This is a genomic window from Streptomyces sp. NPDC058157 (assembly GCF_042884105.1).
Classification (GTDB): domain Bacteria; phylum Actinomycetota; class Actinomycetes; order Streptomycetales; family Streptomycetaceae; genus Streptomyces.
Window position 1 is genome coordinate 1 of sequence record NZ_JBHVUQ010000151.1, and the last position, 18269, is coordinate 18269.

The window sequence follows — 18269 nt, forward strand, 5'->3', positions numbered from 1 at the left end:
GACCCGGCCCCCCCCTATAAAAAAAAAATTATTTTCGCCGCCCGCGACTTTTTTTAAAAACCCCCGGGGGGGGGCGGGGGGCGCCCCCCCGCCCCGCCCCCGCCGCTTTGCCGGCCGCTTTCCCGGCCGCCTTCTCGACCGCCCTTATACCGATCGAACGGAAGGCGGTCCCCCGGGTACGGCACAATGGCCCGTGCTTGATGACCTTGCCGATGTGTGATGTGGAGCGGGCGGGATGACGACGACGGGCGCTGGCGCGGACACCTCTCCGCGGACCTACGGCGGCAGCCGGGCCCTGGCCCTGCTGCTCGTCATCACCGGAGCGGCGGCCCTGCTCGCCGCCTGGGTGATCACCATCGACAAGTTCAAGCTGCTGGAGGACCCGAACTTCACGCCGGGCTGCAGCCTGAACCCGGTCGTCTCCTGCGGCAACATCATGAAGAGCGAGCAGGCGTCGGCCTTCGGGTTCCCGAACCCGATGCTGGGGCTCGTCGCCTACGGGATCGTGATCTGCGTCGGCATGAGCCTGCTCGCCGGGGCCCGCTTCGGCCGCTGGTACTGGCTGACCCTGAACGCCGGCATGCTGTTCGGCGTCGGGTTCTGCGCCTGGCTGATGTACCAGTCGCTGTACAACATCAACTCGCTGTGCCTGTGGTGCTGCCTGGCCTGGGTCTGCACGATCCTGATGTTCTGGTACGTCACCTCGCACAACGTCCGCCAGGGCATGCTGCCGGCCCCCGGCTGGCTGCGCGGCTTCCTGGACGAGTTCACCTGGGTGCTGCCCGTCCTGCACATCGGGATCATCGGGATGCTGATCCTGACCCGCTGGTGGGACTTCTGGACCTCCTGAGGCCCGACCGCGTTGTCGGCGGTCTCGCATAGGCTCGGGGTGTGGAACCAGACCTCTTCACCGCCGCCGCCGAGGAACGCCAGGAGAAGGACCCGGCCAGCTCGCCCCTGGCCGTCCGGATGCGCCCGCGCACCCTGGACGAGGTGGTCGGCCAGCAGCACCTGCTGAAGCCCGGCTCACCGCTGCGCCGACTGGTGGGGGAGGGCGCCGGGGGGCCGGCCGGATCCTCCTCGGTGATCCTCTGGGGCCCGCCGGGCATCGGCAAGACCACCCTCGCGTACGTGGTCAGCCAGGCCACGCAGAAGCGGTTCGTCGAGCTCTCGGCGATCACGGCGGGGGTCAAGGAGGTCCGGGCCGTCATCGAGGGCGCCAAGCGCGCCGCCGGCGGCTACGGCAAGGAGACCGTCCTCTTCCTCGACGAGATCCACCGCTTCAGCAAGGCGCAGCAGGACTCCCTGCTGCCCGCCGTGGAGAACCGCTGGGTCACCCTGATCGCTGCGACCACGGAGAACCCGTACTTCTCGATCATCTCCCCGCTGCTCTCGCGCTCCCTGCTGCTGACGCTGGAGCCGCTCACCGACGCCGACCTGAGCGGGCTGCTGCGGCGGGCCCTGGAGGAGGAGCGGGGCCTGGGCGGCGCCGTCTCACTGCCCGCCGACGCGGAGGCCCACCTGCTGCGGATCGCCGGGGGCGACGCCCGCCGCGCGCTGACCGCCCTGGAGGCGGGGGCCGGCTCGGCCATCGCCAAGGGGGAGGGGGAGATCACCCTCCAGACGCTGGAGGAGGCCGTCGACCGGGCCGCGGTGCGCTACGACAAGGACGGCGACCAGCACTACGACGTCGCCAGCGCCCTGATCAAGTCGATCCGCGGCTCCGACGTGGACGCCGCGCTGCACTACCTGGCCCGGATGATCGAGGCGGGGGAGGACCCCCGGTTCATCGCCCGGCGGCTGATGATCTCCGCGAGCGAGGACATCGGCCTGGCGGACCCCACCGCGCTGCCGCTGGCGGTGGCGGCGGCCCAGGCGGTGGCGATGATCGGCTTCCCGGAGGCCGCACTGACCCTGTCGCACGCGACGATCGCGCTGGCGCTGGCCCCGAAGTCCAACACCGCCACGACGGCGATCGGCGCGGCGCTGGCCGATGTCCGGGCCGGGCTGGCCGGGACCGTACCGGCGCACCTGCGGGACGGGCACTACAAGGGCGCGGCCAAGCTGGGGCACGCCGTCGGGTACGTCTACCCGCACGACGTGCCGGGGGCCATCGCCGCGCAGCAGTACGCGCCGGACGAGGTCCACGGGAAGCGGTACTACGAGCCGACGCGGTACGGGGCCGAGGCCCGCTACGCGGACGTGGTGGAAAAGGTCCGCGAACGCCTCCGCGGCACGAGCTGACCCGGCCGGGCGGGATCGGGCGTGCCTGCGGCGCCACTCCCCGCCCCGCCCTTCCTCCGTTCCTCCCCCGGCTACCGCTGGGAGGTGCCCCAGGGGGCTCCGCCCCCGGACCCCCGCGCCTCAAACGCCGGCGGGGCTGGAATTTCGCTGCGCGAAATCCAGCCCGCGCGGTGTTTGAGCGCACGGGCGCGCAGCGCACGTATCGGGGTCAGGGGCGGAGCCCCTGGGAACGGTGGAAGGGCGGGTAGGGGACTGCCCCGCGCAGCGGCGGCCGTGTCGACCGGGCCCGGGGTCGGGCGGGGCCCTAGGCTCCCGGCCATGGGATCTCGGGGCGCGCTCCTCGCCGTGGCGGCCGCGGTACTGCTGCTCGGCGGCTGCCACCACCAGACCTCCGCCCCGCAGGCAAGGGTCCCGCTCGTCGGCCAGGGCTTCCCCCCCCGGACCCGGCAACGGCAAGGGCGGAGCTCGAAGGGCTCAAGGTCGAGTGGGGCCGCAACTGGGAGACCTACAAGCGCGAGGCCTTCGGGCGGTACTGGTCCGACGACACCGACGCCGTCGGCGGCCGCAACGGGTGCGACACCGGGGACGACGTGCTCCGCAGGGACCTGTCCGAGCTCCGTGAGGGGGACCGCAACCCCTGCGTGGTCCTCTCCGGGGTGCTCCACGACCCGTACACGGGGAAGGAGCTGCCCTACTCCTACCGCCGCGCCTCGCAGATCGAGACCGACCACGTCGTCGCGCTCGGCGCCGCCTGGCGGGCCGGGGCGTACGCGTGGACGCCCGCGCGCAGGCTGGAGTACGCCAACGACCTCGACGTGCTGCTCGCCGTGGACAAGCAGACCAACCAGGACAAGGGCAGCAGGACCGCCGACAAGTGGCGGCCGCCCCGGCAGGCGTACTGGTGCGAGTACGCGCGCCGCTACACCGGCATCAAGACCAAGTACGCGCTCTCCGTCACCCCGCCGGAGAGGACGGCGCTGGAGGAACTGCTCGGCACCTGCCCTCAGTGAGCGGCGGCGGGGAACAGGCCGCGCACGGCCCGGCGCAGGCCGCACACGTCCGCGACCGGCTCGGGGAAGTCGAAGCGGGCGTCGAAGGCGGCCAGGCCGGGCCCGCGGGTGAAGCGGACGCGCAGTCCCAGCCGGTCCAGGGCGAGCGGGACGGGGGTCAGCCCGGACGCCTCCCGGGAGCCCAGCAGCCCACACAGGCCGGCGAGCCGGTCGGGGTGGACGGAGGCCAGGTGCTGCAGGAGCTCCGCCTCGTGCGCCGCCATCGGGTCCGGCCCGGCCGCCGCCAGCTCCTCGGGGTCCACCCGCTCGGCGCCCCACAGGTCGTCCACGGAGATCTCGCCGACCTCCAGGCGCAGCAGCATCCAGGCCGGGCGCCCGGTGTACGGGGCGTCGGCTTCGAGGGCCTCCGTCAGCCCGAGCAGCTCGCCCACCGGGTGGCGCTCGGCCAGGAGCGCGGCGCAGGGCGCGCGGTCGTCGCCGCGGACCGGGGTCAGCCACCCGGCGAGCCGGGCGCGGCCCCGTATACGATGGGGGACGGACACCGGCGCCACGTCCGTGATCTCGATCACGGCGGGGAGGTCGTCGTCCTGGGCGTGAGCGGCGGCCCTGGCCGCCGCGGATTCCCCTGGCACCAGGAGAATCACGTCCCCGTCCGGGGTGACGGTCCGAGCGACCGGCGCCCCTGTCCCGCACTCTCCCTGGTCACGGGTCCACAGCTGGTCACGAGCACCCGGCAGTGTGAGGGATACTGAGGCGTTGGACTCTACGAGGGTTCGTACGCGTTCGGCTCCGGTGAGCTGCCGAACGCCTTCCCTGGGACGCGGCTGACCTTGCTTATCGTCGGCGCAAGCGGATTCTGTTTCGTCTGAATCCGAACTGCGTTGCGCACTGGGCAGGGGGATCCCATGTGGTCGAGACATTACGTCCTCCTCGATAAGGTAAGCCTCACCTAACTTACATGGAGGTAGGTTCCCCGTGAACCAGAAGCGACCCAAGGTCAAGAAGTCTCGCGCCCTCGGCATTGCCCTGACGCCGAAGGCCGTCAAGTACTTCGAGGCCCGCCCCTACCCGCCGGGCGAGCACGGCCGTGGCCGCAAGCAGAACTCGGACTACAAGGTCCGTCTGCTCGAGAAGCAGCGTCTGCGCGCCCAGTACGACATCTCCGAGCGCCAGATGGCCCGCGCGTACGACCGCGCGAAGAAGGCCGAGGGCAAGACGGGCGAGGCGCTGGTCGTCGAGCTCGAGCGTCGTCTGGACGCCCTGGTCCTGCGTGCCGGCATCGCCCGCACGATCTACCAGGCCCGCCAGATGGTCGTCCACGGCCACATCGAGGTCAACGGTGGCAAGGTCGACAAGCCGTCGTTCCGCGTGCGTCCCGACGACGTCATCACGGTCCGCGAGCGCAGCCGCGAGAAGCACCCCTTCCAGGTCGCCCGCGAGGGTGGCTACGCCGGTGAGGGTGAGACCCCGCGTTACCTGCAGGTCAACCTGAAGGCCCTGGCCTTCCGCCTCGACCGCGACCCGAACCGCAAGGAGATCCCGGTCATCTGCGACGAGCAGCTCGTCGTCGAGTACTACGCCCGCTGATCCAGCGGCCGTAGCCACTCACAGGCTGGTCCGGCCCGCCGTCCCCTCCGGGGGGCGGCGGGCTTTGCCGTATCCGTCGGAGCCGCACCGGAATCCGGTACTGCGGCGGATCTCCGGCGCGATAGGGTCGGAGCAGACTTACCAGCAGACTTAACCCGTCGGGTTTCCAGATTCAGGAAGCGGTGCAACGTGTCCGGTGGAGAGGTGGCCGGGATCATCGTGGCCGTCTTCTGGGCCATCCTGGTCTCCTTCCTCGCAGTGGCGCTGGCCAGGCTCGCCCAGGTGCTCAGGGCCACCACCAAGCTCGTGGCCGAGGTCACCGAGCAGGCCGTCCCGCTGCTCGCGGACGCCTCGACGACCGTCCGCTCCGCGCGCACCCAGCTCGACCGGGTCGACGCCATCGCGAGCGACGTCCAGGAGGTCACCTCCAACGCCTCCGCACTGTCCTCCACCGTCGCCTCCACCTTCGGCGGCCCGCTCGTCAAGGTCGCGGCCTTCGGCTACGGGGTGCGCAAGGCCATGGGCAAGGGCGACGCGGGAACCGAGCGCACCCCCCGGCGCACCGTGATCGTCGGCCGTACGGTGCCCGATCCGCGGCGCCGCAAGCAGAAGGGCTGAGACCTCCGATGTTCCGCCGAGCCTTCTGGTTCACCGCCGGCGCCGCCGCCGGCGTCTGGGCCACCACCAAGGTCAACCGCCAGCTGAAGAAGCTGACGCCGGAGAGCCTCGCGGCCCAGGCGGCCGACAAGGCCGTCGAGGCGGGCCACCGCCTCAAGGACTTCGCCCTCGACGTCAAGGCGGGAATGACGCAGCGCGAGGACGAGCTGAACGACGCACTGGGCCTGACCCAGGACCCCGACCGGCCCGACAACGTCACCGCCCTCCCCGGGCCGCGGCGCCTGCGGGCCATCGGCCCCGACAGCACCACCCACCGATCGAATCTCTCGTACAACCGGAATGAGGACCACTGATGGAGTCGGCTGAAATCCGCCGCCGCTGGCTGAGCTTCTTCGAGGAGCGCGGTCACACCGTTGTCCCTTCGGCGTCGCTCATCGCGGACGACCCGACTCTGCTGCTGGTGCCCGCGGGCATGGTGCCGTTCAAGCCCTACTTCCTGGGTGAGACCAAGCCGCCCGCGCCCACGCTGACCAGCGTGCAGAAGTGCGTCCGCACCCCGGACATCGAAGAGGTCGGCAAGACCACCCGCCACGGCACGTTCTTCCAGATGTGCGGCAACTTCTCCTTCGGCGACTACTTCAAGGAAGGCGCCATCAAGTACGCCTGGGAGCTGCTGACCAGCTCCGTGGCGGACGGCGGCTACGGCCTGGAGCCCGAGAAGCTCTGGATCACGGTCTACCTCGACGACGACGAGGCCGAGGCCATCTGGCGCGACAAGATCGGCGTCCCGGCCGAGCGCATCCAGCGCCTGGGCAAGAAGGACAACTTCTGGTCCATGGGCGTCCCCGGCCCCTGCGGCCCCTGCTCCGAGATCAACTACGACCGCGGCCCCGAGTTCGGCGTCGAGGGCGGCCCCGCCGTCAACGACGAGCGGTACGTGGAGATCTGGAACCTCGTCTTCATGCAGTACGAGCGGGGCGCCGGCGACGGCAAGGAGGACTTCCCGATCCTCGGCGACCTCCCGTCGAAGAACATCGACACCGGCCTCGGCCTCGAACGCCTCGCGATGATCCTGCAGGGCGTCCAGAACATGTACGAGACCGACACCCTGCGCGTGGTCATGGACAAGGCCACCGAGCTGACCGGCGTGCAGTACGGCGCCGCCCAGCACTCGGACGTCTCCCTGCGCGTGGTCGCCGACCACATCCGCACCTCGACCATGCTCATCGGCGACGGCGTCACCCCCGGCAACGAGGGCCGCGGCTACGTGCTGCGCCGCATCATGCGCCGCGCCATCCGCAACATGCGCCTCATGGGCGCCACCGGCCCGGTCGTCCAGGACCTGATCAACGTCGTGATCGAGACGATGGGGCAGCAGTACCCGGAGCTCGTCACCGACCGCAAGCGCATCGAGACCGTCGCCCTCGCCGAGGAAGCCGCCTTCCTCAAGGCCATCAAGGGCGGCACGAACATCCTCGACACCGCCGTGACCGAGACCAAGGCCGGCGGCGGCACCGTCCTCTCCGGCGACAAGGCGTTCCTGCTCCACGACACCTGGGGCTTCCCGATCGACCTCACCCTGGAGATGGCCGCCGAACAGGGCCTCTCCGTGGACGAGACCGGCTTCCGCCGCCTGATGCAGGAGCAGCGCGACCGCGCCAAGGCCGACGCCAAGGCCAAGAAGACCGGCCACGCGGACATGTCCGCCTACCGGGACATCGCCGACGGCTCCGGCGCCACCGAGTTCACCGGCTACGCCACCAACCAGGGCGAGGCCACCATCGTCGGCCTCCTGGTCAACGGCGTCTCCGCGCCCGCCGCCTCCGAGGGCGACGAGGTCGAGGTCGTCCTCGACCGCACCCCGTTCTACGCCGAGGGCGGCGGCCAGCTCGCCGACCAGGGCCGCATCAAGCTCGACACCGGTGCCGTCATCGAGGTCCGCGACGTCCAGCAGCCCGTCCCGGGCGTCTCCGTCCACAAGGGCTCCGTCCAGGTCGGCGAGGTCACGGTCGGCGCCTCCGCGTACGCCGCGATCGACATCAAGCGCCGCCGGGCCATCGCCCGCGCCCACTCGGCCACCCACCTGACTCACCAGGCGCTGCGCGACGCCCTCGGCCCGACGGCCGCCCAGGCCGGCTCCGAGAACAGCCCCGGCCGCTTCCGCTTCGACTTCGGCTCCCCGAACGCCGTCCCCGGCACGGTCCTCACCGACGTCGAGCAGAAGATCAACGACGTGCTCTCCCGCGAGCTCGACGTCACCGCCGAGATCATGAGCATCGACGAGGCGAAGAAGCAGGGCGCCATCGCCGAGTTCGGCGAGAAGTACGGCGAGCGCGTGCGCGTCGTGACCATCGGCGACTTCTCCAAGGAGCTGTGCGGCGGCACCCACGTCGGCAACACCGCCCAGCTGGGTCTGGTGAAGCTGCTCGGCGAGTCCTCCATCGGCTCCGGCGTGCGCCGCGTCGAGGCCCTCGTCGGCGTCGACGCCTACAACTTCCTCGCCAAGGAGCACACGGTCGTCGCCCAGCTCCAGGAGCTGGTCAAGGGCCGTCCGGAGGAGCTGCCGGAGAAGATCGCCGCCATGCTCGGCAAGCTGAAGGACGCCGAGAAGGAGATCGAGAAGTTCCGCGCGGAGAAGGTCCTCCAGGCCGCCGCCGGCCTCGCCGCCGGCGCCCAGGACATCCGCGGCGTCGCCCTCGTCGTCGGCCAGGTGCCGGACGGCACGGGCGCCGACGACCTGCGCAAGCTGGTCCTGGACGTCCGCGGCCGCATCCCGGGCGACCGCCCGGCCGTCGTCGCGCTGTTCACCGTGGCGAACGACCGCCCCCTGACCGTCATCGCCACCAACGAGGCGGCCCGCGAGCGCGGCCTCAAGGCCGGCGACCTGGTCCGTACCGCCGCCAAGACCCTCGGCGGCGGCGGTGGCGGCAAGCCGGACGTGGCCCAGGGCGGCGGCCAGAACCCGGGCGCCGTGCCCGAGGCCATCGCCGCGGTCGAACGCCTCGTCGTCGAGACGGCCTGACGATGAGCCTGCGCCGGGGCCGCCGACTGGCCATCGACGTCGGAGACGCCCGGATCGGGGTCGCCTCGTGCGACCCCGACGGGGTGCTGGCCACACCGGTCGAGACCGTCCCGGGCCGGGACATCCCGGCCGCCCACCGACGGCTGCGGCAGCTCGTCGAGGAGTACGAACCCCTCGAAGTCGTCGTCGGCCTCCCCCGCTCGCTCAGCGGGCGGGAGGGGCCGGCCGCGGCCAAGGTGCGTGCCTTCGCGAACGAACTGGCCAAGGGCGTCAAGCCGGTGACGGTCCGCCTGGTCGACGAGCGGATGACCACGGTCACCGCCGCCCAGGGCCTGCGGGCTTCCGGCCGGAACGCGAAGAAGGGCAGGTCGGTCATCGACCAGGCAGCCGCTGTGGTCATCCTCCAGAACGCTCTTGAGACCGAACGGGTATCAGGTAATCCGCCTGGTGAGTGCGTCGAAGTGGTTGTCTGATCGCGGTACGGTAACGTTCCGCGCGATGAGACGGCATTCGAACAGCCGTCGCCCACCACTCAAGAGGCGGAACCGGGTGCCGCGGCCGACATGAGCCGCGGACCACGTCTCGCGGCTCTAGGGGACCGATGACTGACTATGGCCGGGGCCACGGCTCCGAACCGTGGAACCCCCAGGACCCCCTCTACGGGGACCAGGGGTGGACCGCGCACCAGACGCAGCAGGGGCAGGTTCCCTACGGCGGTGACCCGCAGCAGTACCAGCACCCCCTGGACCCGCAGCACCAGGACGTGCAGTACCAGCAGCAGGCCCAGTTCCAGCAGGAGTACGCACAGCAGTACCAGCAGCAGCCGCAGTACGCCGACCAGCAGCAGCAGGCGTACGCGATGCAGCACGCCCACGCCCAGCAGCTCCAGCAGCAGCCGTCGTACGACGGCCAGGGCCAGGCTCCGGGCTGGGACGGCGGCCACGAACAGCAGTACATGGCCGCCGTCCAGACCGACCCCTACGCGGGTGCCGACCCGTACGCCCAGCAGTCCGCCGGGGCCTACCCCGGTGAAGCCCCGGACCTCTACGCGACCCCGGAAGCCTTCCCGCCCCCCACGCCCCCCAACCGGCGCCACCTGGAGCCGGATCCGGCCGACGTGGAGGAGGAGCCGGAGGAGTCCGCGCTGCCGGTGGGCGGCGGCGCGGACGGCGACGAGCCGGTGGCCGGCGGCCGCCGGGCGGGCCGCGGGAAGAACGGCAAGGGCGGCAAGAAGAAGCAGAAGAAGCGCAGCGGCACGGCCTGCCTGGTCGCCGCCGTCGTGATCGCCGCCGTCGTCGGCGGTGGCGGCTACTACGGCTACGGCTACCTGAAGGACCGGTTCGGCGCGACCGAGGACTTCGCGGGCGAGGGCACGGACGAGACCGTCGACGTCGAGATCCCCAAGAACGCGGGCCTCGGCCAGATGGGCCGCATCCTCAAGGAAGCCGGCGTGGTCGCCAGCGCCCAGGCCTTCGTGGACGCCGCGAACGCCAACCCCAAGGGCAAGTCGATCCAGCCGGGCATCTACCCGCTGAAGAAGAAGATGTCGGGCACGGCCGCCGTCGCGCTGATGGTCGACCCGAGCAAGCTCGCGGTCATCACCATTCCCGAGGGCGCGCGGAACGCCGAGGTCTACAAGATGATCGACAAGAAGCTCGGCAAACCGGACGGCACCACCCGCGAGATCGCCACGCGCGAGTTTAAGAACCTCGGCCTGCCGGCCTGGGCCGCGAACAACCCGAAGATCATGGACCCGCTCGAGGGCTTCCTGTACCCGATGCGGTACGACCTCAAGAAGGACAGCACGCCCGAGTCCCTGCTCAAGCAGATGGTCAAGAACGCCTCCGACAAGTACGCGGAGCTGGGCGTCGAGGGCAAGGCCAAGGAGCTCAACCTGGAGAACCCGCTCCAGGTGATCACCGTCGCGAGCCTCGTCAACGCCGAGGGCAAGAACCACGACGACTTCCGCAAGATGGCCGAGGTGGTCTACAACCGCCTCAAGAAGACCAACGACGTCACGAACCAGAAGCTCCAGTTCGACTCGACGTACAACTACGTCAAGGGCCAGAGCGAGATCAACTTCAACCTGAAGGAAGCCCAGGCCTTCGACCACCCGTACAACACCCACTTCGTCAAGGGCCTCCCGCCCGGCCCGATCGACAACCCCGGCCTGGACGCGCTGACCGCTACGCTCAACCCCGACCACGGCGGCTGGATGTTCTTCGTGTCGGTCGACGGCGACAAGACGACCTTCACCAAGACCTACGACGAGCACCTCAAGCTCGTCGCGGAGTTCCAGGAGCGACAGGCGAAGAAGAAGAACGGCGGGTAGCAGGACATGTCACGGACACGGGCCGCGGTGCTGGGTTCTCCCATCGAGCACTCCCTCTCACCGGTACTCCACCGGGCGGCCTACCGGGAGCTCGGCCTCGACGACTGGTCCTACGACCGGTTCGAGATCGACGAGGCCGCGCTCCCGGGGTTCGTGGCCGGCCTCGGCCCCGAGTGGGCCGGGTTCTCCCTGACGATGCCGCTCAAGCGGGCGGTCATCCCGCTGCTGGACGAGATCAGCGACACCGCCGCCTCGGTGGAGGCGGTCAACACCCTCGTCCTCACCGCGGACGGCCGCCGCGTCGGCGACAACACCGACATCCCCGGCATAGTCGCGGCCCTGCGCGAGCGCGGGGTCGAGAAGGTCCCCGCCGCGGCGATCCTCGGCGCGGGTGCCACGGCCTCCTCGGCGCTGGCCGCCCTCGCCCGGATCTGCACCGGCGAGATCACCGCGTACGTCCGCTCCGCCGCCCGCGCCGACGAGATGCGCGGCTGGGGCGAGCGGCTCGGCGTGGACGTCCGCACCGCCGACTGGTCCACGGCCGCGGAGGCCCTCCACGCCCCGCTCGTGATCGCCACCACCCCGGCCGGCGCCACCGACGAACTGGCCGCCGCCGTCCCCGCGGCCCCGGGCGCCCTCTTCGACGTCCTCTACGACCCCTGGCCGACCGCCCTCGCGGCCGCCTGGACCGCCCGCGGCGGCACCCTGCTCGGCGGGCTCGACCTCCTCGTGCACCAGGCCGTGCTCCAGGTCGAGCTGATGACCGGCCGCACCCCGGGCCCGCTGGCGGCCATGCGGGCGGCGGGAGAGCGGGCGCTCGCGGCCCGTTAGGCTTCCCTCCGGGGAATCCGGGGTGAGGGGGGCGCGTGGACGCGGTCGGGACGGGCCAGGTACTGGCGTCGAAGTGGGACGCCGCGTACGGCGTCGCGATGTTCCTGAAGGTGATGGTCGGCAGTCTGCCCGCGTGGATGAAGTGGGTCATCGGGTCGCTGCTGGCCGTGGTGGTCCTCTACGAGGGCTACCGGTGGTGGCGCGGGCGTGAGACGGCCGTCCGATAGCTGGACCGGATCACGGAGGAACCCCCGGGACGTGGGAGGATTCGGGTACCGGCGGTACCGGGCCCGCGCACCCGGCCCGTCGTGGCAGTGCCCGGCGCGAGCATGAGGAGCATCGTTGAGCAGGTTGCGTTGGCTGACCGCAGGAGAGTCGCACGGACCGGCCCTGGTCGCGACGCTGGAGGGCCTTCCCGCCGGCGTCCCGGTCACCACCGAGCTGGTGGCCGACCACCTGGCCCGCCGCCGCCTCGGTTATGGACGCGGTGCCCGGATGAAGTTCGAGCAGGACGAGATCACCTTCCTCGGCGGCGTCCGCCACGGCCTCTCCCAGGGCTCCCCGGTCGCCATCATGGTCGGCAACACCGAGTGGCCCAAGTGGGAGACGGTCATGTCGGCCGACCCCGTCGACCCCTCGCTGCTCAAGGAGACCGGCCGCAACGCGCCGCTGACCCGCCCCCGCCCCGGCCACGCCGACCTCGCGGGCATGCAGAAGTACGGCTTCGACGAGGCGCGGCCGATCCTGGAGCGCGCCAGCGCCCGTGAGACCGCCGCCCGCGTCGCCCTCGGCGCCGTCGCCCGCTCCTTCATCAAGGAGGTCGCGGGCATCGAGATCGTCTCGCACGTGGTGGAACTGGCCGCGGCCAAGGCCCCCTACGGCGTCTACCCGACCCCCGCCGACGTCGAGAAGCTCGACGCCGACCCGGTGCGCTGCCTCGACGCCGACGCGTCGAAGGCGATGGTCGCGGAGATCGACCAGGCCCACAAGGACGGCGACACCCTCGGCGGCGTCGTCGAGGTCCTCGCCTACGGCGTGCCCGTCGGCCTCGGCTCCCACGTCCACTGGGACCGCCGCCTCGACGCCCGCCTCGCCGCGGCGCTCATGGGCATCCAGGCCATCAAGGGCGTCGAGGTCGGGGACGGCTTCGAGCTGGCCCGCGTGCCCGGCTCGCAGGCGCACGACGAGATCGTCTCCACCCCCGAGGGCATCAAGCGCACCTCCGGCCGCTCCGGCGGCACCGAGGGCGGCCTGACCACCGGTGAGCTGCTGCGCGTCCGCGCCGCGATGAAGCCCATCGCGACCGTGCCGCGCGCCCTCGCCACCGTCGACGTGGCCACCGGCGAGGCGGCCGTGGCGCACCACCAGCGCTCCGACGTCTGCGCCGTGCCCGCCGCGGGCATCGTCGCCGAGGCCATGGTCGCGCTCGTGCTGGCCGACGCCGTCGTGGAGAAGTTCGGCGGCGACTCCGTCGCCGAGACCCGCCGCAACGTGCGGTCCTACCTCGACAACCTGCAGATCCGGTGACGGGCGGACCGCTCGTCGTCCTCGTCGGCCCCATGGGGTCCGGCAAGTCCACGGTGGGGGCGCTGCTCGCCGAGCGGCTCGGCGTCCCCTACCGGGACACGGACGCGGACATCGTCGCCGCCCAGGGCCGCGAGATCTCCGACATCTTCGTCGACGAGGGCGAGCCGTACTTCCGTGAGCTGGAGCGGGAGGCGGTCGCCGCCGCCGTCGCCGGGCACACGGGCGTCCTCGCCCTCGGCGGCGGGGCCGTCCTCGACGCGGGCACCCGCGCCCTGCTGGCCGGGCTGCCCGTCGCCTACCTGTCGATGGACGTCGAGGAGGCCGTGCGCCGCGTCGGCCTCGGCGCGGCCCGCCCCCTGCTGGCCGTCAACCCGCGCCGGCAGTGGCGCGAGCTGATGGACGCCCGGCGCCCCCTGTACACCGAAGTCGCGCGCGTCGTGGTGGCCACGGACGAACGCACCCCCGAAGAGGTCGCCCAGGCGGTCCTCGACGCTCTGGAGTTGAAGGACGTATGACAGACCAGGTGACGCGGATCCAGGTCGGCGCGAGCGCCGGACACGACGCGTACGACGTGCTGGTCGGCCGGCAGCTGCTCGGCGAGCTCGGCGGCCTGATCGGGACGAAGGCCCAGCGGGTCGCCGTGATCCACCCGGAGGCCCTCGCCGAGACCGGCGAGGCGCTCCGCGCGGACCTCGCCGACCAGGGCTACGAGGCCGTCGCCATCCAGGTGCCCAACGCCGAGGAGGCCAAGACCGTCGAGGTGGCGGCCTACTGCTGGAAGGCGCTCGGCCAGTCCAACTTCACCCGCACCGACGTGATCGTCGGCGTGGGCGGCGGCGCCACCACCGACCTCGCGGGCTTCGTCGCGGCCTCGTGGCTGCGCGGGGTGCGCTGGATCGCGGTGCCGACCACCGTCCTGGCGATGGTGGACGCGGCCGTCGGCGGCAAGACCGGCATCAACACCGCCGAGGGCAAGAACCTCGTCGGCGCCTTCCACCCGCCGGCCGGGGTGCTCTGCGACCTGGCGGCGCTGGAGTCGCTGCCGGTCAACGACTACGTCAGCGGCCTCGCCGAGATCATCAAGGCCGGCTTCATCTCCGACCCGGTGATCCTCGACCTGATCGAGGAGGACCCGGCGGCGGCCCGTACGCCCGCCGGCCCCCACACGGCCGAGCTGATCGTCCGCTCCATCCAGGTCAAGGCCGACGTGGTCTCCAGCGACCTCAAGGAGTCGGGCCTGCGGGAGATCCTCAACTACGGCCACACCCTCGCGCACGCCATCGAGAAGAACGAGCGCTACAAGTGGCGCCACGGCGCGGCCGTCTCCGTCGGCATGGTCTTCGCCGCCGAACTCGGCCGCCTCGCCGGACGCCTGGACGACGCCACGGCCGACCGCCACCGGTCCGTCCTCGCCTCCGTCGGGTTGCCGCTGACCTACCGCGGCGACCAGTGGACCAAGCTGCTCCAGACCATGCAGGTCGACAAGAAGTCCCGCGGCAACCTGCTGCGCTTCATCGTCCTCGACGGACTGGGCAAGCCGACCGTCCTGGAGGGCCCCGACCCGGCCCACCTGATCGCCGCCTACGGCGAGGTCTCCGCGTGAGCCGCCCCGTCCTGGTGCTGAACGGCCCGAACCTGGGCCGGCTCGGCTCCCGCGAGCCCGACGTCTACGGGGCCACCTCGTACGCCGGGCTGGTCGAGAGCTGCCGCGCCCTGGGCGCCGAACTCGGCTTCGACGTCGAGGTCCGCGAGACCAACGACGAGGGCGAGCTCGTGCGCTGGCTGCACGAGGCGGCGGACGGCAAGATCCCGGTCGTGATCAACCCGGGCGCCTTCACGCACTACTCGTACGCCATGCGGGACGCGGCCGCGCAGCGCACCGCCCCGCTGATCGAGGTGCACATCTCCAACCCGTACGCCCGGGAGGAGTTCCGGCACACCTCGGTCATCGCGGCCGTGGCGACCGGCACCGTCGCGGGCTTCGGACTGGGCTCCTACCGGCTGGCGCTGCGCGCGCTGGCCGAAGAGGTCACGGGCTGAGATAACGTTCTCGCATCAGTCGCCTGAACGAGACGGAGTGGCGCGGATGCAGCACGGAGTGGGGGGCTGGGGCCCGCCGGGACAGCACCCGGCGCCGCCCCCGCCACCCCCGATACCCCCCGCGCAGGGCTGGCCGGCGCCCCCGGTGCCCGAGGCCACCGGGCACATCCCGCTGCCCCCCGCCGCACCCGCGCCGGCCGCTCCCCCCACCGGGGGGACGGGCGGCGCCGTGCTCGCCGTGCTGCTCATCGGCCCGGCGGGCGCAGGCAAGACCACCGTGGCCCGGCACTGGGCGGCGACCCGCCCGGTGCCGACCGCGCACATCAGCCTGGACGACGTCCGCGAATGGGTCCGCTCGGGCTTCGCGGACCCGCAGGCCGGCTGGAACGACCACTCCGAGGCCCAGTACCGCCTCGCCCGCCGCACCTGCGGCTTCGCCGCCCGCAACTTCCTGGCCAACGGCATCTCCTGCATCCTGGACGACGCCGTCTTCCCGGACCGGCCCGTGGTCGGGCTCGGCGGCTGGAAGCGCCACGTCGGGCCCGCCCTGCTGCCGGTCGTCCTGCTCCCGGGCCTGGAGATCGTCCTGGACCGCAACGCGGCCCGTTCCGGCAACCGGCGGCTGTCCGACGAGGAGGTCGCCCGCATCCACGGCCGGATGGCCGGCTGGTACGGCTCCGGGCTGCCGATCATCGACAACTCCCACCTCGACGTGGAAGCCACCGCGCGCGCCCTGGACGAGGTCCTCGCGCGGGCCCTGGCGAGCCCTCCCCGCTGGTAGGGGCGGCGGGGGCGGACGGGGGCGGCCCGTCCGGACGCGCTCGCCGGGCCGGATGCGCGGGGCGCTCGTAGGCTCGAAGACATGTCAGACGTGTACGCGGCCCGCAGGGGCCTGCTCCGTGAGCGCTGCGCCGCCGCGGGCAACTCCGCCGCCCTGATCACGCGTCCGGCGAACGTCCGCTACCTCGCCGGGGCGTCCCCGCTGGGCGCCGTCCTGCTGGTCGGGCCCGCCGACGACGAACTCTTCTGCGCCACCGCCCCCACCGGCGAGGCCGAGGAGGGGCGCCTGGACGAGGGGCTGACGCTCAGCCTGCTGGGCGGCCCCGGGGCCGATCCGGCGGTGGCCGCGGCCGACCGTGCCGCCGCCGCGCGGGCGGACACCCTCGCCGTGGAGGAGCACCACCTCACCGTCGCCCGCCACCGCGCCGTCAGCTCCGTCGCGCCCCGGCTGCGGCTGGCCGACCTGGGCACCGCCGTGGAGCAGCAGCGGCTGGTCAAGGACGAGGAGGAGATCGCCTGCCTGCGCATCGCCGCCGAGATCGCCGACCAGGCCCTCGGGGAGCTGCTGGAGTCGATCCTCGTCGGGCGCACCGAACGCCACCTGGCCCTGGAGCTGGAGCGCCGGCTGGTCGACCACGGGGCGGACGGCCCGGCCTTCCCCACCTCCGTCGGCACCGGCCCGCACTCCGGCCGCTCCCGGCACCGGCCCTCGGACCGCCGGGTGGAGGAGGGCGACTTCCTGTCCGTCTGCCTCGGCGCGAACTACCGGGGCTACCGCTGCGAGATCGGCCGCACCTTCGTGATCGGCACCACGCCGGCCGACTGGCAGATCGAGCTGTACGACCTCGTCTTCGCCGCGCAGCGGGCCGGCCGGGAGGCGCTGCTGCCCGGAGCCGCCTACCGCGAAGTGGACCATGCGGCCCGGTCCGTACTGGACTCGGCGGGGTACGGCGAGGCCCTCGCGGGGTGCACGGGACACGGGGTCGGCCTCGAAATCGACGAGGACCCGCAGCTTGCACCTACGGCAATGGGTAAACTGGACGCTTGCGTGCCGGTCACCGTCGAACCGGGGGTTCACCTCCCCGGCCGGGGAGGTGTCCGGATCGATGACACGCTCGTCGTGCGCCCCGAGGCGGACGGCGGTCCCGAGCTACTCACCATTACGACCAAGGAGCTGCTCGCACTGTAGTCCGCTGTGCCGGGCCGTGTGCGCCTCCCTGGTCTTCCAGTGCAGGAGATTCCGCAACCGTGGCTTCCACGAACGACCTCAAGAACGGCATGGTGCTCAAGCTCGACGGTGACCAGCTCTGGTCCGTCGTCGAGTTCCAGCACGTCAAGCCCGGCAAGGGCCCGGCCTTCGTGCGCACCAAGCTCAAGCACGTGCTCTCCGGCAAGGTCGTCGACAAGACCTTCAACGCCGGCACGAAGGTCGACACCGCCACGATCGACCGCCGTGACATGCAGTTCTCGTACATGGACGGCGACTACTTCGTCTTCATGGACATGAGCACCTACGACCAGCTGATGGTCGACCGCAAGGCCGTCGGCGACGCCGCCAACTTCCTCATCGAGGGCTTCACCGCCTCCGTGGCCCAGCACGAGGGCGAGGTGCTCTACGTCGAGCTCCCGGCCGCCGTCGAGCTGACCATCGAGCACACCGACCCGGGCGTCCAGGGCGACCGCTCCACCGGCGGCACCAAGCCCGCCAAGCTGGAGACCGGCCACGAGATCCAGGTCCCGCTCTTCGTCACCACCGGCGAGAAGATCAAGGTCGACACCCGCACCAGCGCCTACCTCGGCCGGGTGAACAGCTAACCGTGGCTGCCCGGAGCAACGCGCGCAAGCGCGCCTTCCAGATCCTCTTCGAGGCCGACCAGCGCGACGTCCCCGTGCGCGAGGTCCTCGCGGACTGGATCCGGCACGCGAACGCGGACGACCGGCAGCCGCCGGTCAACGCCTTCACGATGGACCTCGTAGAGGGCTACGCCGAGAAGGTCAACCGCATCGACGACCTGATCGTCACCTACGCCGTGGACTGGGAGCTCGACCGCATGCCGGTCGCCGACCGGAACATCCTGCGGCTGGGCGCCTACGAGCTGATCTGGGTCGACGAGACCCCGGACGCCGTGGCGATCGACGAGGCGGTGCAGCTGGCGAAGGAGTTCTCCACGGACGACTCGCCGGCCTTCGTCAACGGCCTGCTGGCCCGTTTCAAGGACCTCAAGCCCAGCCTGCGCCGCGGCGAGGGCTGACGCGCGCACCGCGCACCACGGAAGGG

Annotated in this window: 20 protein-coding genes; 19 read left to right on the forward strand and 1 reads right to left on the reverse strand. The window is 71.8% G+C overall.

Features of this window, described 5'->3' with window-relative positions; all coding sequences use genetic code 11:
- The first annotated feature begins 235 nt into the window (after positions 1-235).
- The 3 genes from ACFVXK_RS28605 (at position 236) to ACFVXK_RS28615 (ending at position 3254) form a co-directional block, all read left to right on the forward strand.
- Complete coding sequence (locus ACFVXK_RS28605; protein WP_389616847.1) at positions 236-850, forward strand: vitamin K epoxide reductase family protein; 615 nt, start codon at positions 236-238, stop codon at positions 848-850.
- Positions 851-891: 41 nt separating this feature from the next.
- Positions 892-2244, forward strand: a complete 1353-nt coding sequence (locus ACFVXK_RS28610; protein ID WP_389616849.1) for a replication-associated recombination protein A — start codon at positions 892-894, stop codon at positions 2242-2244.
- Between the two features lie 590 nt (positions 2245-2834).
- Positions 2835-3254 (forward strand): HNH endonuclease family protein, encoded by a 420-nt coding sequence (locus ACFVXK_RS28615; protein WP_389616852.1) that lies wholly within the window; start codon positions 2835-2837, stop codon positions 3252-3254.
- Here the strand turns inward: ACFVXK_RS28615 and ACFVXK_RS28620 are convergent.
- Positions 3248-3970 carry a DUF2470 domain-containing protein gene (locus tag ACFVXK_RS28620; RefSeq protein ID WP_389616890.1) on the reverse strand — a complete coding sequence of 241 codons (723 nt, stop codon included), beginning with the start codon at positions 3968-3970 and terminating at the stop codon, positions 3248-3250. The two genes, ACFVXK_RS28615 and ACFVXK_RS28620, sit on opposite strands and share 7 nt — an antisense overlap.
- Before the next feature lie 259 nt (positions 3971-4229).
- Between ACFVXK_RS28620 and rpsD the strand changes: the two genes are divergently transcribed.
- The 16 genes from rpsD (at position 4230) to nusB (ending at position 18243) form a co-directional block, all read left to right on the forward strand.
- Entirely contained in the window at positions 4230-4841 is a 612-nt protein-coding gene (gene rpsD / locus ACFVXK_RS28625; RefSeq protein ID WP_007263048.1) for a 30S ribosomal protein S4, read from the forward strand.
- 189 nt (positions 4842-5030) lie between these two features.
- Positions 5031-5459, forward strand: a complete 429-nt coding sequence (locus ACFVXK_RS28630; RefSeq protein ID WP_389616855.1) for a DUF948 domain-containing protein — start codon at positions 5031-5033, stop codon at positions 5457-5459.
- Positions 5460-5467: 8 nt separating this feature from the next.
- A complete protein-coding gene (locus tag ACFVXK_RS28635) occupies positions 5468-5812 on the forward strand; it encodes a DUF6167 family protein (RefSeq protein WP_344159372.1) in 345 nt (114 codons plus the stop codon).
- Positions 5812-8481, forward strand: coding sequence for an alanine--tRNA ligase (alaS, locus tag ACFVXK_RS28640; protein ID WP_389616858.1), 2670 nt, complete (start codon positions 5812-5814; stop codon positions 8479-8481). The genes ACFVXK_RS28635 and alaS overlap by 1 nt, the downstream gene beginning before the upstream one ends.
- Positions 8482-8483: 2 nt before the next feature.
- Entirely contained in the window at positions 8484-8954 is a 471-nt protein-coding gene (gene ruvX, locus ACFVXK_RS28645) for a Holliday junction resolvase RuvX (RefSeq protein ID WP_389616861.1), read from the forward strand.
- Between the two features lie 128 nt (positions 8955-9082).
- Positions 9083-10813 (forward strand): endolytic transglycosylase MltG, encoded by a 1731-nt coding sequence (gene mltG, locus ACFVXK_RS28650; RefSeq protein WP_389616864.1) that lies wholly within the window; start codon positions 9083-9085, stop codon positions 10811-10813.
- 6 nt (positions 10814-10819) lie between these two features.
- The gene (locus tag ACFVXK_RS28655) at positions 10820-11644 is read left to right on the forward strand and encodes a shikimate dehydrogenase (RefSeq protein ID WP_389616867.1); all 825 of its coding nucleotides are present in this window, start codon (positions 10820-10822) and stop codon (positions 11642-11644) included.
- 35 nt (positions 11645-11679) lie between these two features.
- Positions 11680-11871: a hypothetical protein gene (locus ACFVXK_RS28660; RefSeq protein ID WP_389616870.1), complete on the forward strand. Its 192-nt coding sequence runs from the start codon at positions 11680-11682 to the stop codon at positions 11869-11871.
- Between the two features lie 115 nt (positions 11872-11986).
- Positions 11987-13171: a chorismate synthase gene (gene aroC / locus ACFVXK_RS28665; protein ID WP_389616872.1), complete on the forward strand. Its 1185-nt coding sequence runs from the start codon at positions 11987-11989 to the stop codon at positions 13169-13171.
- Complete coding sequence (locus ACFVXK_RS28670; protein WP_358892776.1) at positions 13168-13686, forward strand: shikimate kinase; 519 nt, start codon at positions 13168-13170, stop codon at positions 13684-13686. The genes aroC and ACFVXK_RS28670 overlap by 4 nt, the downstream gene beginning before the upstream one ends.
- Positions 13683-14774 (forward strand): 3-dehydroquinate synthase, encoded by a 1092-nt coding sequence (aroB, locus tag ACFVXK_RS28675; RefSeq protein WP_389616875.1) that lies wholly within the window; start codon positions 13683-13685, stop codon positions 14772-14774. The genes ACFVXK_RS28670 and aroB overlap by 4 nt, the downstream gene beginning before the upstream one ends.
- Entirely contained in the window at positions 14771-15211 is a 441-nt protein-coding gene (gene aroQ / locus ACFVXK_RS28680) for a type II 3-dehydroquinate dehydratase (protein ID WP_389616878.1), read from the forward strand. The genes aroB and aroQ overlap by 4 nt, the downstream gene beginning before the upstream one ends.
- A gap of 46 nt (positions 15212-15257) precedes the next feature.
- Entirely contained in the window at positions 15258-15992 is a 735-nt protein-coding gene (locus ACFVXK_RS28685) for an AAA family ATPase (protein ID WP_389616881.1), read from the forward strand.
- 81 nt (positions 15993-16073) lie between these two features.
- Positions 16074-17180, forward strand: coding sequence for an aminopeptidase P family protein (locus tag ACFVXK_RS28690; RefSeq protein ID WP_389616883.1), 1107 nt, complete (start codon positions 16074-16076; stop codon positions 17178-17180).
- Between the two features lie 59 nt (positions 17181-17239).
- Positions 17240-17806: an elongation factor P gene (efp, locus tag ACFVXK_RS28695; RefSeq protein WP_007263034.1), complete on the forward strand. Its 567-nt coding sequence runs from the start codon at positions 17240-17242 to the stop codon at positions 17804-17806.
- A gap of 2 nt (positions 17807-17808) precedes the next feature.
- The gene (nusB, locus tag ACFVXK_RS28700; protein ID WP_389616887.1) at positions 17809-18243 is read left to right on the forward strand and encodes a transcription antitermination factor NusB; all 435 of its coding nucleotides are present in this window, start codon (positions 17809-17811) and stop codon (positions 18241-18243) included.
- The last annotated feature ends 26 nt before the right edge of the window (positions 18244-18269 follow it).

Coding starts and splice junctions, on each gene's coding strand:
- ACFVXK_RS28605 (WP_389616847.1), top strand. CDS start 236: ATGACGACGACGGGCGCTGGCGCGGACACCTCTCCGCGGACCTACGGC.
- ACFVXK_RS28635 (WP_344159372.1), top strand. CDS start 5,468: ATGTTCCGCCGAGCCTTCTGGTTCACCGCCGGCGCCGCCGCCGGCGTC.
- alaS (WP_389616858.1), top strand. CDS start 5,812: ATGGAGTCGGCTGAAATCCGCCGCCGCTGGCTGAGCTTCTTCGAGGAG.
- ruvX (WP_389616861.1), top strand. CDS start 8,484: ATGAGCCTGCGCCGGGGCCGCCGACTGGCCATCGACGTCGGAGACGCC.
- mltG (WP_389616864.1), top strand. CDS start 9,083: ATGACTGACTATGGCCGGGGCCACGGCTCCGAACCGTGGAACCCCCAG.
- ACFVXK_RS28655 (WP_389616867.1), top strand. CDS start 10,820: ATGTCACGGACACGGGCCGCGGTGCTGGGTTCTCCCATCGAGCACTCC.
- aroB (WP_389616875.1), top strand. CDS start 13,683: ATGACAGACCAGGTGACGCGGATCCAGGTCGGCGCGAGCGCCGGACAC.
- ACFVXK_RS28685 (WP_389616881.1), top strand. CDS start 15,258: ATGCAGCACGGAGTGGGGGGCTGGGGCCCGCCGGGACAGCACCCGGCG.
- ACFVXK_RS28690 (WP_389616883.1), top strand. CDS start 16,074: ATGTCAGACGTGTACGCGGCCCGCAGGGGCCTGCTCCGTGAGCGCTGC.